Source organism: Pseudomonas sp. RL_105y_Pfl2_101 (genome assembly GCF_963970585.1).
Lineage (GTDB): Bacteria > Pseudomonadota > Gammaproteobacteria > Pseudomonadales > Pseudomonadaceae > Aquipseudomonas.
In genome coordinates, this window is the sequence record NZ_CAXAPG010000005.1 from 20,956 (window position 1) to 34,483 (window position 13,528).

The following is a 13,528-nucleotide window of genomic DNA, read 5'->3' on the forward strand; positions in this document are numbered from 1 at the left end:
TGTGGGAGCGAGCCTGCTCGCGATAGCGGTGTGTCAGTCAACATTGATGTTGAATGTAACTCCGCTATCGCGAGCAGGCTCGCTCCCACAGGGTATCTTCCACAGGAGTGACTGTGTTCCTAACAGTCAGGCCGCGTCACTGAAGTCGTACTGCAATTCGTTGTCCACGGCGCTGATTCGCACCCCGGCCAAAGCCTTGCCTTCGAGCATGCGGGTCAGGAACTCGCGGCTCATGTCCGGCAGCAGGCTGTTGGTCAGGATGGTGTCGATCATGCGCCCGCCGCTTTCGGTTTCGGTGCAACGCGAGACGATCAAATCGATCACCGCGTCGTCGTAGTCGAAGGCGACTTTGTGGGTGCTCTCCACGCGCTTCTTGATGCGGTTGAGTTGCAGGCGGGTGATGGCCTTGAGCATCTCGTCGCTGAGCGGGTAGTACGGGATCGTCACCAGGCGGCCCAGCAAGGCTGGCGGGAAGATCTCCAGCAGCGGTTGGCGCAGGGCCTTGGCGATGTCTTCCGGCTCGGGCACGTTTTGCGGGTCTTTGCAGACCTGGGCAATCAACTCGGTGCCGGCGTTGGTGGTCAGCAGGATCAAGGTGTTCTTGAAGTCGATCACTCGGCCTTCGCCATCCTCCATCACGCCTTTGTCGAACACTTGGAAGAAGATTTCATGCACGTCCGGGTGGGCTTTTTCCACCTCGTCCAGCAGCACCACGCTGTACGGTTTGCGCCGCACGGCTTCGGTCAGCACGCCGCCTTCGCCATAACCGATGTAGCCCGGTGGCGCGCCCTTGAGGGTCGACACGGTGTGGGCTTCCTGGAACTCGCTCATGTTGATGGTGATGACGTTCTGCTCGCCGCCGTACATGGCTTCGGCCAGGGCCAGGGCGGTTTCAGTCTTGCCCACGCCGGAGGTGCCAGCAAGCATGAACACACCAATCGGCTTGCTCGGGTTGTCGAGGCCGGCGCGGGAGGTCTGGATGCGCTTGGCGATCATCTGCAAGGCATGGTCCTGGCCGATGATGCGTTTTTTCAGGTGCTGGTCGAGGTTGAGCACGGTCTCCAGTTCGTTGCGTGCCATGCGACCCACCGGGATACCGGTCCAGTCGGCCACCACCGAGGCCACGGCCTGGTAATCCACGGTCGGCAGGATCAGCGGGGTTTCGCCTTGCAGGGCGCTCAGGCGCTGTTGCAGGTCCACCAGTTTTTCGCGCAGGGCGTGGCTTTCGTTGTCGGAAACTTCGCTGTTGTCTTCGCTGTCCACCACGCCAACGCGTTCGCGCAAGGTGGCGCGGGTGGCCAGCAGTTCGTCCACCAGGGTTTTCTCTTCGGCCCAGCGGCTTTCAAGCTCGGCCAGGCGTTCGCGCTCGGCGCTCAGCAGGGTTTCGCTGTGGGTCTGGCGGCTGCCGATGACCACGCCAATGGCGTGTTCACGGGCGATGATTTGCAGCTCGGTTTCCAGTGCTTCGATGCGCCGACGGCTGTCGTCCACTTCGGCCGGTACGGCGTGCAGGCTGATGGCGACGCGGGCGCAGGCGGTGTCCAGCAGGCTTACGGATTTGTCCGGCAGCTGGCGCGCGGGAATGTAGCGGTGAGACAGCTTGACCGAGGCTTCCAGGGCTTCGTCGAGGATCTGCACCTGGTGGTGTTTTTCCATGGTCGAAGCCACGCCACGCATCATCAGCAGGGCCTTGTCTTCCGACGGCTCGGCCACTTGCACCACTTGGAACCGGCGGGTCAGGGCCGGGTCTTTTTCGATGTGCTTCTTGTACTCGGCCCAGGTCGTGGCGGCCACGGTGCGCAAGGTGCCACGGGCCAACGCCGGCTTGAGCAGGTTGGCCGCGTCGCCCGTGCCGGCGGCGCCACCGGCACCCACCAGGGTGTGGGCTTCGTCGATGAACAGGATGATCGGCTTGGGGGAGGCCTGGACGTCTTCGATGACTTGGCGCAGGCGCTGTTCGAATTCACCTTTCATGCTCGCGCCGGCTTGCAACAGGCCAACGTCGAGGCTGCGCAGTTCCACGTCCTTGAGGGCCGGCGGCACGTCGCCGGCGACGATGCGCAGGGCAAAGCCTTCGACCACGGCGGTCTTGCCCACGCCGGCTTCACCGGTAAGGATCGGGTTGTTCTGCCGGCGGCGCATGAGGATGTCCACCAGTTGGCGGATCTCTTCGTCACGGCCGACGATGGGGTCGAGCTTGCCGCTGCGGGCCTGCTCGGTGAGGTCGACGGTAAAGCGCTTGAGGGCTTCCTGCTTGCCCATGGCGCTGGGGGGCATGGCGCCGCTGGCTTCGCCCGGCACGGCACCGGCATTGAAGCCGTCGCTGGCGGTCAGGGCGTTTTCCGGCGAGTCGCCGACGTATTCGTCAAAGCGTTCGCTCAGGGCTTCGACCTTGACCTTGTCGAACTCCGACGACAGGCCCAGCAGCGCGTGGCGCAGGCTCGGGGTCTTGAGAATGCCCAGCACCAGGTAACCGGTGCGCACCTGGCTTTCGCCGAACATCAGGCTGCCGTAGACCCAGCCGCGTTCCACGGCTTCTTCCACGTGGGACGACAGGTCGGTGATGGATGTCGACCCCCTTGGCAGGCGGTCCAGGGCTTCGGTCAGGTCGCGTGCCAGGCGCGCCGGCTCGATGTTGAACTGGCGGATGATGCGGTGCAGGTCCGAGTCCTGCAGTTGCAGCAACTGGTGCAACCAGTGGGCCAGTTCCACATAAGGGTTACCGCGCAACTTGCAGAACACGGTGGCGGCTTCGATGGCTTTGTAGGCCACGCTGTTGAGTTTGCCGAACAACGCGGCGCGACTGATTTCACCCATGCTCATGGCTCCTTGAGGTCTGTGAGGTGTTGGCCTGTTCGGCGTAATGCCGGGCCAGTATTAAATCGTTGGCATCTGTTTCGGGGCGGCCCAGCCAGGTGTTGAAGCCCAGGCGGAAACGACCATTGAGTTGCAGTGCCGGGACTTCGGGTTGTTCCAGGACCAGGTTCAGGTCCCAGTCCAACTCATGGCCCAGGTATTCGGCGACCCAGGCCACCAGTTCGTTGAACGGTTGGCTGCCGGGCAGCATGCCCATGTAGTCAACGAGCTTGAGTGGTCCCAGGCGAATGCGGAATTTGTGCTGGCGATCCCACACGAAGCGGCCCAGGCAGAAGTCCACACCCAATTGGTGAGCGTTGACCCCGACGCGGCTGCGTTCGGGCAATTCCAGCCATTGGCCGACGTACTCTTCGATCTCCACCGGCAGGCCGAAGTACTCGCTGAGGATCGCCTTCAAACCGTCGGGGTAGCGGGTTTGCGCCGACAGGTGGCCGCTGTAGTGCAGCTTCGCCGTGTCGGGGATCAACCCCTGGTTGAGCAAGCTCGGCATGCCCCGGCCACTGAGTGCCGCCAGGCGCGCCGACCAATAGTCATCGTCCGGGCGGTCATGGCTGATCGTTGGCCGCGCTTCGGCCCAGGCCCGATAAAACAGGCTGAGCAGGCGGTGGTGAAACACATCGAGGAAGCGTTTGCTGGTGCTGTCGGCGTTGTTGCGCTGGCGTTCGCGTACGTATTCGGTGATGTGCAGCGGCATCGGGCCGTTGGGGCCGCCGAGGCCGAAGAAAAATTGCTCCAGGCGCGCCGGCGCACCGTCGCTGCCCGGTTGCACCGAGGCGAGGGTGGCCGGGGCGAAGGTGCATTCGGCCCGTTGCCCGAGGCGCAGCGGGTCATCGGCCAGGCGCAGGGAATGGCCCAGGCGCGGCAGCTCGGGGGATTCGCACTCGATGCGCCGCAACGCCTGGAAGAAATCGTATTCCCAGGGTTCCTGGTGCATCGCTTCCAGGGTACTCACAGGGTCGGACGATGTCCGGGCTTGGCTTTCCATCGCATGATCTCGCCGCGTTCGGTGGTTCGGATCACCGTCTCGGTAAAACTGTTGATCGACACGTAGCGTGCCAGGAAGCGCTCGAACACCGCGCCGAGCAGGAACACCCCAGTGCCGCGAAACGCGTTTTCATCAAATTCCAAGGTGATCTCCAGGCCACGACCAAACACGATCGGGCCGGGCATCGGCAAGCGCCGGGTACAGGCTTTGCTGCTGACTTCGCGCAGGCCTTCGATCTGCAATTGCAGCGCCGCGTCGTTGCTGTCGCCGTACAGGCGCAGCAGTTCACGCAGGGCGGCTGCGCCTTGGCCTTGTTCGCTCAACGACAGGTAGTTCAGCGACAACTGGCTGATCAATCGCCAGGCCTTGGCGTCGTGGGCATGGCTGGCCCGTGGGCGGCTCGGCCCGGCCACGCAGCGCACCGCGCCAACCGGCGCACTGTCGGCCAGGGTGAAGTCGGTCTTGCCGTTGCCCACGCTCATGAACAGCGGCAGGTCGCGGTTGGTGCACAGCGCGGTCACGCCCAGTTGGCGCAGGTCGTGGCGATAAGGCGCTTGCTGGCTGTCCACCAGGCTGACGAAGGTTTCGCTGCCGATGTAGGTCGAGCGCGGGCCGTTGCGTCGTTGATCGCTGGACAGCACGCGCGGTTCGCGCCGCACCGTGTAGTAGGCCTGGTCGCGGCCATAACGGGATGGATCGCGCACGGCGTAGAACGGCAGGAACGGTTGCTCCGGCCCGGTGCCGTGGCCGTTGAGGCCGCTGAGCGAGTGCACTTCGAAATCCATCGGCCGGGTGCGGTCGGCGATTACGTGGTGTTCGTTGACCCGATCCGACAAGTGAATGCGATCCAGGCGCTTGTGGAACAGGTTGATGGCAGGGGTGCAGAACGGCAGGAACTGCGAAGCACCGACGCTGCCTTCCAGGCTTGGGTCGTGGCGGTCGAACAGCACGATCAACTCCAGCTCCCGGCCGTCGCAACGCTTGACCGCGTGGCTCAACTGGGTGAAGTCGACGAACAGGAAACGGTGGGGCAGGGCGAAGTATTCCTGCAACAGGCGATAGCCCTGGAAGGCTCGCGGTACCACCGGCAGTGCGGCGTCGGCGTCGTCGAAGCCGCGCGAGCGCAACGCATCCTGCGGCAGCCGCTCCACCCAGTCGCCGCCGGGCTTGCGGGCGAACACCGCGCAGGCATTGCCCAGCAGTTGTTCGTAGAGGCGGAAGGGCTGTTCGTCGGCGCCACTCAAGTACAGCGGCAGGTTGTCCAGGGCCAGGCTGTTGAACGGCAGTTCGGCGCCGGTGCGCAGGGTCAGGCGCAGGCCGGCCTTGGCTTTCGGTTCGCTGGCGGCCAGGCGCCCGAGCACGGCGGACGGGTTGCCGAAGTATTCGGCCTGGCTGACCTGCAACGGCCACAACGTCACCGCGTGGGCGGTGCGGTACTCGCAGCAGGTCTGGGTTTCGCGCCCCAGGGCGGCGCGCAGGACGGTATCGCGGGGCAGCGGGAAACCACTGCTCAGCGAGCCTTCGTCCGGGTCGGTCTGCAATTGCACCACGGTCATCGACGGCGTCGGCGCCAGGTAATGGGGGTAGGCGATTTCCAGCAGGTTGTGGGTGAAGGTCGGGTACTCGGCGTCGAGCTTGAGCTGCACCCGCGCCGTCAGGTAGGCGAAGCCTTCCAGCAGGCGCTCGACATATGGGTCGGCGCAGTCCATGCCGGACAAGCTCAGCCGACTGGCGATCTTGGGGTATTCCTTGGCGAACTCCGCGGCGCTTTCGCGCACGTGGTGCAGTTCCTGGTTGTACAGCTCAAGCAGGCGTGGGTTCACGAGCGTCTCCGCTGGTCGGCGTTGACCACGCGCACATGGCCGGTTTCCAGGTCCAGGTCGGTTTGCAGCATCAGGCGCAGGGGCACCGGCTGGGCCCAGAGATCGCCTTCGATCTCGAAACTCAACGCGTTGTGGTTCATCTCGGCCGTCGCCCGGGCTCGCACCCGCAGGGTGTGGCGCAGGATGCGCGGTTCGAAGGTGGCAATGGCCTGGTGGATCAAGGTTTCCAGGGCCGAGACATCGACGTTCGACGCGCTGTTGCCGGCCAATGCCGGCAGCCCGAAATTCACCACCGATGTGCCCGCCGGGGTATGCAGCGTGGCATCGGCGCTGAGCAATGACGTGGTGTTGAGCAGCCACGCCAGGTCACGCAGCACCGAGGCTTTCAATTGGGTCAGGGAGAGCACGCGCTTGTCGGCGCTTTCCTTGGGGTTGGTCGGATCGTCGTCGGTCAACCGGTCCAGCAAGGACGGTTGCAGGCGATCGCGGGTGGCGATTTCGGTTACCACGTGAAAAGGCCCGTGTAATTCTTCTGGTCACCTGCGCCACGCATGCAGCTGGCGGTGCGGGCGATTATCGAGGGTTCGAGTTGCCCATTGATCTGGCGTATGGCGCGATACTCGGACCGACACTCCGGACTGTCCTCAGCCGCTGCCGTCAAATGAATAACGATGACAATGGGCACCTTGCCGAAGGTTTCGACATGGGGTTTGTCTTGTCTGTCGACAGTGAATTGGCAGGGCCATGGCAAGTCGAGTGGCAGTAGGGTCTGGTCTGGTTTGCGTAGCGCGCAGCGTTGTTGATCATTGACCAACGTCAACTGTTGCCCGTTCATCGAGACGACTTGATTCACCGCTGCGGCTGGCGTCGCCGGTTCGGCTTGCTGCCCGGCACAGGCAGTCAGACTCGAAAACAAGCAGCCAACGAATACGGCGCAACGAGCCTTGTTCATAAAAGCTCCCAGAACCAGATCGCCCTGGATCGATAGGACGGATCGTCATACCGGCTGGCGGTAAAGCCACGGTTCCACAGGTCGATGTGATCGCCGGTGCGACTGTCCAAAGACTCCCCCATTTGCTGGAAACAGTCCTTGAAGAAGATGAGGCCTCTTTTTTCCATCAGCTTGCGACGCTCTTCTGCACCACCTCCGAGAATCGTCGGACGGCCCAAGTGATGCTTCCACAACCAGTTTGCCAGTGATTCAGCCCCCCGGGCATGCCCATGAGCGCACTTGGGTTCGGTGTAGGTGGACTTGTTGACCTTGATGTTCAGCTCGGTATTGAGCGTGATGCTCATGCGAATCGCGCACTGGTTGGCCCATGGCCCGTCGCAAGGCTTCGCGTCGGGGTAGGTTACCAGCAGATCGGAATACGCTTTCCACAAATTGATAAACGAAGGCTTGGCCATGACTCAGATACCACGTGGGAAAGGATTGGGATTCGAGCAAGCACCAAACACCCCCGGCGCGTGGCACCGGGGGCGTGTTCGTTACACCTTGATGTTCTGACGGATGTTCCAGCCGAACTTGACCGGACCGCCTTCCTTGGTGCCGTCGGCTTTCTGTGGCTGGTAGTCCACCAGCACCTTGGCGAAGTTCAGGGTGACGTTTTCGGTCAGGCGATCATCGCTGCCCGAGCCGCCGGTGCTCAGGGACGTGACCAGCACTTCTTCCAGGTTGATGATCATGTACTCGACCTGGCTTTCACCGCCGGCCTTGCGCACGGTCAGCTTGACCTTGTCGATGTGCTTGCCGCTGGCGCAGTGCATCATCAGGTTCGGCGACGCCTTGTCGACGAACTTGGTCAGGGACAGGTCCTGGACGTTGACCTTGCCCGCACCACCGCCGCTGCCCACGTGCATGTTGCCGGACTGGGACATGCCCCAGCTCCAGTTCAGGACATCGATCTCGTCCTTGTGGGCCTTGTCCATGGACTCGCCCTTGATGTCGCCAATCTTGATGAAAATATCAACAGCCATGTTTTCTCCCTGTGTGGTCTCTACCACATTGTTTGGTTGACGCTGACCTTGCGAAATTACTGTCGTTGAACGCTACGAAGGCGATCTCCAACCCACTGAAGACTCCCTATGGGAGCGAGCCTGCTCGCGACGGCGGCGTGTCAGGCAGCGCAGGTGGCGACTGATCCACCGCTATCGCGAGCAGGCTCGCTCCCACATTTCTCCTGCGTACGGTTCAGCTGGTTTTTACGCACCCTTGGCCGACGGCAGTTTCGATACCAGGCGCAGCGACACGGTCAGCCCTTCGAGCTGGTAGTGCGGGCGCAGGTAGAACTTGGAGTTGTAGTACCCCGGGTTGCCTTCGACTTCTTCGACGATCACTTCGGCTGCTGCCAATGGGTGCTGGGCCTTGGTGGTCTCGGTGGAGTGCGCCGGGTCACCGTCGACGTAGTTGAGGATCCAGTCCTGCAACCAGCGCTGCATCTCGTCCTTCTCTTTGAAGGAACCGATCTTGTCGCGCACGATGCACTTGAGGTAATGGGCGAAACGGCAAGTGGCGAACAGGTACGGCAGGCGCGCGGCCAGGTTGGCGTTGGCGGTGGCGTCCGGGTCGTCGTATTCGGCCGGTTTCTGCAACGACTGGGCGCCGATGAACGCCGCGAAGTCGGTGTTTTTCTTGTGCAGCAGCGGCATGAAACCGTTCTTCGCCAGTTCCGCTTCACGGCGGTCCGAGATGGCGATTTCGGTTGGGCACTTCATGTCCACGCCACCGTCGTCGGTCGGGAACGTGTGGGCTGGCAGGTTTTCCACTTCGCCGCCGGACTCCACGCCACGGATGCGCGAGCACCAGCCGAAGTGTTTGAACGAACGGTTGATGTTCACGGCCATCGCGTAAGCGGCGTTGGCCCAGGTGTATTTGGAGCTGTCGGCACCGTCGGTGTTTTCTTCGAAGGCGAAGGCTTCCACCGGGTCGGTCTTGGCGCCGTACGGCAGGCGCGCCAGGAAGCGTGGCATGGTCAGGCCGATGTAGCGCGAGTCTTCCGATTCACGCAGCGAGCGCCAGCCAGCGTATTCCGGGGTAGTGAAGATCTTGGTCAGGTCGCGCGGGTTCGACAGTTCCTGCCACGAGCCCATGCCCATCACGGTCGGCGATGCCGCCGCGATGAACGGCGAGTGCATGGCCGCGCAGACTTTCGACAGCTCGCCCAGCAGTTCGACGTCCGGTGGCGACTGGTCGAAGTAGTAGTCGCCCACCAGGCAGCCGTAAGGCTCGCCGCCGAACTGGCCGTATTCTTCTTCGTACATCTTCTTGAAGAGCGGGCTCTGGTCCCACGCGGTGCCCTTGAATTTCTTCAGGGTCTTGTGCAGGTCGGGCTTGGAGATGTTGAGCACACGGATCTTGAGCTGCTCATCGGTCTCGGTGTTGTTGACCAGGTAGTGCAGGCCACGCCAGGCGCTTTCCAATTGCTGGAAGTCCGGGTGGTGGATGACCTGGTTGACCTGGGCGGTGAGTTTGGCGTCGATGGCGGCGATGATCGATTCGATCGACTTGATGGCGTCGCTGGACACCAGGTCGGTCTGCGCCAGGGCCTGCTCGGCCAAGGTACGCACGGCCGTTTCAACGGCTTCGCGAGCACGCTCGGTCTTGGGTTTGAATTCTTGCAGCAGCAGGGACGCGAACTCGCTGGTTTCTTCAGTGGCGCCCAGGTTCTGCACGCCTTCGCGGGCTGTATTGTCAGTCATGATCATTGGTCCTGTGCTGGCTTCGGCGCGCTCGCCAGGGCCTGCAACAGCGCTGGGTCCTTGATCGCCTTCATGATGATTTCTTCGGCGCCGGTCTTGCCGTCCATGTAGGTCAGCAGATTGGCCAACTGGGTGCGCGCTTCGAGCAGCTTGTTCAGCGAGTCGACCTTGCGGGCCACGGCCGCCGGGCTGAAGTCGTCCATGCTTTCGAACGTCAGGTCCAGGCTAAGGTTGCCTTCGCCGGTCAGTTCGTTAGGCACATGGAACGCCACGCGCGGCTGCATGGCCTTGAGGCGCGAGTCGAAGTTGTCGACGTCGATCTCGAGGAACTTGCGGTCGGCCACAGCTGCCAGAGGCTCGGCGGGCTTGCCGGCGAGGTCGGCCATGACGCCCATGACGAAGGGCAACTGGACCTTTTTCTCGGCGCCGTAGAGCTCGACGTCGTACTCGATCTGCACTCGAGGCGCGCGGTTGCGCGCGATGAATTTCTGAGAACTTTGCTTCGCCACGTTGCTGCTCCTGGTCGCTTGAGCGACGGTGTTGGCGTCATCGGGGGTACCGGTGACGTGACTGCGTGATCCGTTCGCTTTTTATTCGCTATCTGGGCCGCGCAGGTTTTCAAATTGACTCATGCCGTCGGGAATCAGGTTGCGCACGATGGCCGCGAAGTCGGCGTGCACCAAATTCTTGGCCCGGTTCAACAGCACCGGTAGCGGGCTGGAGGGCTCATGACGGGTGTAGTAAGCGAGAATCCGGTCCAGGCTGCGCAGCACGTCGTCGCGGTTGTTGATTTCGCCGCTGGCGGTGCTCGTGCTGGTGTTGCACGGTGCGCCTGGCGCGCTGGCATATTCTGTTGTCGCGGCACTGTCGTCGCTGGCTGGATCGGACAGGGCGCTGTCGCCGCTCTGCGGGGCGAACTGGCCGAGAATCTGCAGGGCCATCTTCAGCGGTTGCTTCAGCGGGCCAAGGTCCACGCCTTGGGCGGAACCGACCTGGTCGCTGACCTGCTGCTCGATGGCTTCGGCGGCGCTGCGGGCTTCGAGCAGAGCGGCGCGGATGATTTCCAACTGCTCCGGATCGCTGTCGAGCAGGGCCCCGGCGAGTTGCTCGGCGCCGAGGTTCTCATCCGGGAAACTTTGCAGGCCGCTGGCGTTGGCGGCGGCGCGCAGACTGACGGCACCGAAGGTCCGCGAACGGGCCAGGATGCTCTCGCGCAGCAGGCGAATGGTGACATCGGACGTCAGGCCGGCGAGGGCATTGATGCGCACGGTGGGGTCGTTGTCGTCATCGGCGTCCAGGCGCGGATGCAACTCGGCCCAGTATTGCTTGAGCAGTTCGCTGATCAGTGTCAGCACACGGGCCATGCCCGGCAGGCCTTCGAGGGCCAGGGAGCTTTGCAACAGGAAATAGGTGATGCGCAGGTCTTTGCTGCGTTGCAGCAAGTCCAGGCTCTGCTGCTGGATGCTGCGCCACTCAGGAGGTTCGGCAGGCAGGATCGAATCGCCCATGCTGCGTTCGGGCTGGCCCCGGGAATCGCGTTCCAGGCGCAAGAAATCCGCGTCATATTCCAGATCTTCACCGCACGGAGAAGTAGCGGAAACGGCAGCGAGCAACAAAGGCACATCCACTTGAATCGATCTCCCTATCACCCGCTGAAAAAAGTCGGGCAGTTCACACACAAGTTCCGGATGAAACTCACATGTTCCTTGATGGTGATGGCCCTTTAGGCTTGCGATGATCTTAAAGTGCCATCATGCATATTCAAGAAGTTGTGCATTTTTGGTGTAGTACTTATCGCTTGTCAAGGTAAGCTATTTCACCAATGTATCCCCGCTGTAACAGTTGTGATGGGCTTAACAGCCTGCCCGACCCATCGGTCGAAGCAGCAACTGATGGGGGGTTTTTGTCACGCAAGCCGGTTATGATCAGCAATCATGCTGGCAAAAAGCCGTTTCACGGTTGTTGGCACAGGTTGCCGGCGGGTAGTCAGGGCTTGAATCCTCACTCCCGCTCGCGTGCGAATATTCAGCAAGGAGGCAAGATGCCACTGTGTTTGACTATCACTAGTTATCACAAAATTACCCCAGGCCAGTGTTCCGAGAAGTCCATGGACCAGGGGGTGATGGCAATTGGCCGTAATTCCGATAATGACTGGGTATTGCCGGACCCTGAGCGCCTGGTTTCCGGCAAACATTGCGTTATCCAATACAAAGATGGGCGTTATTACTTAACCGATAACAGCACTAATGGTGTGGAATTGGTCAAGGCCGGCGTTCGCCTGCGCAAGGGCAACAGCGAACCCCTGCAAGACGGTGAAGTGATCCGCATCGGTGATTATGAAATCCAGGCGCGCGTTGATTTCAGCCTGCCGGTCACCGACAGCAACCCGTTTGCCGAATCCCCCAGCAGCTTCGAGGCCTTGATGGGGCGCCAAGGCGCCGCCGGGCATGCGTCGTCGCCGATTCAAGTGGCTGCGCCTGCGCATTTTCAGGGCGGATCGGCCATGGACACCCTGCCGGACCTGTTCGATTTCTTGGCACCGACCAGTGTCCCGCCGGCCACCCAGCCTGACCATGTTCCGGCTGAGCAGCACAACTTCCACCCGCCGACGCCGATTCCCCGGCCGAGCCCGCCGCCCGTGGCCGAGCCCGTGATGCCGCCGCCTGCCTCGGTGATTCCGGATGACTGGGACCCCTTCAGCGACAAGCCTGCGCCAGTGGCGGTTGCCCCGCTGCCCATGGCCCCGCCGCCGGTACCGCTACCGCCGGTGGTTGAGCCGGGCGCGACGCCTGTTCCGCAGGATCCGCTCGCCGACATCTTTGCTGAAATCAGTGCACCGCCGCCGGCACCCGTGCCTGAAGCGTCAGTCACCCGCGTCGACCCACCGGTCGCACCTCCAGTTGCGCCAGTTGCGCCAGTTGCGCCAGTTGCGCCAGTTGCTCCAGTTGCTCCAGTGACCCCGACCGAGACCGCCCAACCCGATTTGCTGCAAGCGTTCCTGCGCGGTGCCGGGCTGGATCAGTTGCGCCTGGACAAGGCCCAGGCCGAAGCACAGATGGAGAGCATCGGGCGCAGTTATCGGTTGATGGTTGAAGGCCTGATCGATGTTCTGCGCGCCCGCAGCAGCCTCAAGGGTGAGTTCCGCATCCAGCAGACAATGATCCAACCGGTGGAAAACAACCCGCTGAAATTCGCCCCCAATGTCGATGAAGCCCTGCTGTTGCTGTTGCGCCACGGCAATCAGGCGTTCATGGCCCCGGACGCGGCGGTGCGTGACAGTTTCGATGACTTGCGGGCCCACCAACTGGCGGTGATGGCCGGTGTGGAAGCGGCCATCAAACATTTGCTGACGCGCTTCGAACCGGCGCAGCTGGAAGAGCGCATGGCCAAGCCCGGTGGGCTCTCGGGTATTTTCAGCGGCTCGCGCCAGGCCCAGTACTGGCAGCAGTTCACCGAGCTTTACGGCAACATTTCCCGCGAGGCTCAGGAGGATTTCCAGGACCTGTTCGGTCGCGAGTTCAGCCGCGCCTACGAGGAACACAGTACGCGACAGCGACGCCGCTAAGCGGCGTCATCCCATAACAAGATTGATCAGCACACAACGGATAGCTCAAACGTCATTGAGGACGCAGGATGATTCCCAGGTTTTTACTCGCAGTCGCCACCGTGCTTCTGCTGACGGCGTGCGCAAAGGATGTGGCCAGCCTCCAGCCCGAAGACGCTGAGGCCGACACCGCCGCCATCGAGCTGCACTTTCACGCCATTGCCGGCCTCAACCCCGGCGCCACCGGCCATCCGGCCCCGGTCCGGGTGCGCATTTTTGAACTGAAAAATGCCGCGATCTTCGGCCGTTCCGATTATTTCGCCCTGGCCGAACGGGCCCAGGCCACGCTGGGCGCCGACCTGATTGACCAGGACGAGGTGCTGGTCCGGCCCGGCCAGCAACTGAGCCTGCAACGCGACCTTGATCCGGCCACGCGGCATATCGGAATACTGGTGGGCTATCGCGAGCTGGACCAGTCGCTGTGGCGCACAGTGATGAATGTCCCGGCGCGCGAATACACCGAATACCAGATCAGCCTCGATGTGCGCGCCGTGCGCAGCGCCGTCGTCGTCCCCCCATCCAGCCCTGCCCAATAAGCAA

Annotated in this window: 12 protein-coding genes; 2 read left to right on the plus strand and 10 right to left on the minus strand. The window is 62.4% G+C overall.

Annotation, left to right across the window (positions count from 1 at the left end; all coding sequences use genetic code 11):
- Nucleotides 1–126: 126 nt before the first annotated feature.
- From tssH to tssA, 10 genes are all read right to left on the minus strand, one after another.
- On the minus strand, nucleotides 127–2,817 hold the full coding sequence (gene tssH / locus AACY31_RS07850; RefSeq protein ID WP_339479713.1) for a type VI secretion system ATPase TssH: 2,691 nt from the start codon (nucleotides 2,815–2,817) through the stop codon (nucleotides 127–129).
- Nucleotides 2,810–3,862, minus strand: a complete 1,053-nt coding sequence (tssG, locus tag AACY31_RS07855; RefSeq protein ID WP_339504299.1) for a type VI secretion system baseplate subunit TssG — start codon at nucleotides 3,860–3,862, stop codon at nucleotides 2,810–2,812. The genes tssH and tssG overlap by 8 nt, the downstream gene beginning before the upstream one ends.
- Complete coding sequence (tssF, locus tag AACY31_RS07860) at nucleotides 3,826–5,685, minus strand: type VI secretion system baseplate subunit TssF (protein ID WP_339479709.1); 1,860 nt, start codon at nucleotides 5,683–5,685, stop codon at nucleotides 3,826–3,828. Before tssF ends, tssG begins: the two co-directional genes overlap by 37 nt.
- A complete protein-coding gene (gene tssE / locus AACY31_RS07865) occupies nucleotides 5,682–6,194 on the minus strand; it encodes a type VI secretion system baseplate subunit TssE (RefSeq protein WP_003206934.1) in 513 nt (170 codons plus the stop codon). The genes tssF and tssE overlap by 4 nt, the downstream gene beginning before the upstream one ends.
- On the minus strand, nucleotides 6,188–6,637 hold the full coding sequence (locus tag AACY31_RS07870; RefSeq protein WP_339504300.1) for a hypothetical protein: 450 nt from the start codon (nucleotides 6,635–6,637) through the stop codon (nucleotides 6,188–6,190). Before AACY31_RS07870 ends, tssE begins: the two co-directional genes overlap by 7 nt.
- Nucleotides 6,634–7,092, minus strand: coding sequence for a T6SS effector amidase Tae4 family protein (locus AACY31_RS07875; RefSeq protein WP_339479705.1), 459 nt, complete (start codon nucleotides 7,090–7,092; stop codon nucleotides 6,634–6,636). Before AACY31_RS07875 ends, AACY31_RS07870 begins: the two co-directional genes overlap by 4 nt.
- A gap of 81 nt (nucleotides 7,093–7,173) precedes the next feature.
- A complete protein-coding gene (locus AACY31_RS07880; RefSeq protein WP_250962946.1) occupies nucleotides 7,174–7,662 on the minus strand; it encodes an Hcp family type VI secretion system effector in 489 nt (162 codons plus the stop codon).
- Between the two features lie 225 nt (nucleotides 7,663–7,887).
- Nucleotides 7,888–9,384: a type VI secretion system contractile sheath large subunit gene (gene tssC / locus AACY31_RS07885; RefSeq protein WP_339479701.1), complete on the minus strand. Its 1,497-nt coding sequence runs from the start codon at nucleotides 9,382–9,384 to the stop codon at nucleotides 7,888–7,890.
- Between the two features lie 2 nt (nucleotides 9,385–9,386).
- Nucleotides 9,387–9,893 (minus strand): type VI secretion system contractile sheath small subunit, encoded by a 507-nt coding sequence (tssB, locus tag AACY31_RS07890; protein WP_003206923.1) that lies wholly within the window; start codon nucleotides 9,891–9,893, stop codon nucleotides 9,387–9,389.
- Between the two features lie 81 nt (nucleotides 9,894–9,974).
- Complete coding sequence (gene tssA, locus AACY31_RS07895; protein ID WP_339479699.1) at nucleotides 9,975–11,012, minus strand: type VI secretion system protein TssA; 1,038 nt, start codon at nucleotides 11,010–11,012, stop codon at nucleotides 9,975–9,977.
- 413 nt (nucleotides 11,013–11,425) lie between these two features.
- Here tssA and tagH point away from each other — a divergent pair, with 413 nt between their 5' ends.
- A complete protein-coding gene (gene tagH / locus AACY31_RS07900; protein ID WP_339504301.1) occupies nucleotides 11,426–12,949 on the plus strand; it encodes a type VI secretion system-associated FHA domain protein TagH in 1,524 nt (507 codons plus the stop codon).
- A 68-nt stretch (nucleotides 12,950–13,017) separates the two neighbouring features.
- Nucleotides 13,018–13,524 (plus strand): type VI secretion system lipoprotein TssJ, encoded by a 507-nt coding sequence (gene tssJ, locus AACY31_RS07905; RefSeq protein WP_339493032.1) that lies wholly within the window; start codon nucleotides 13,018–13,020, stop codon nucleotides 13,522–13,524.
- Nucleotides 13,525–13,528: the final 4 nt, after the last annotated feature.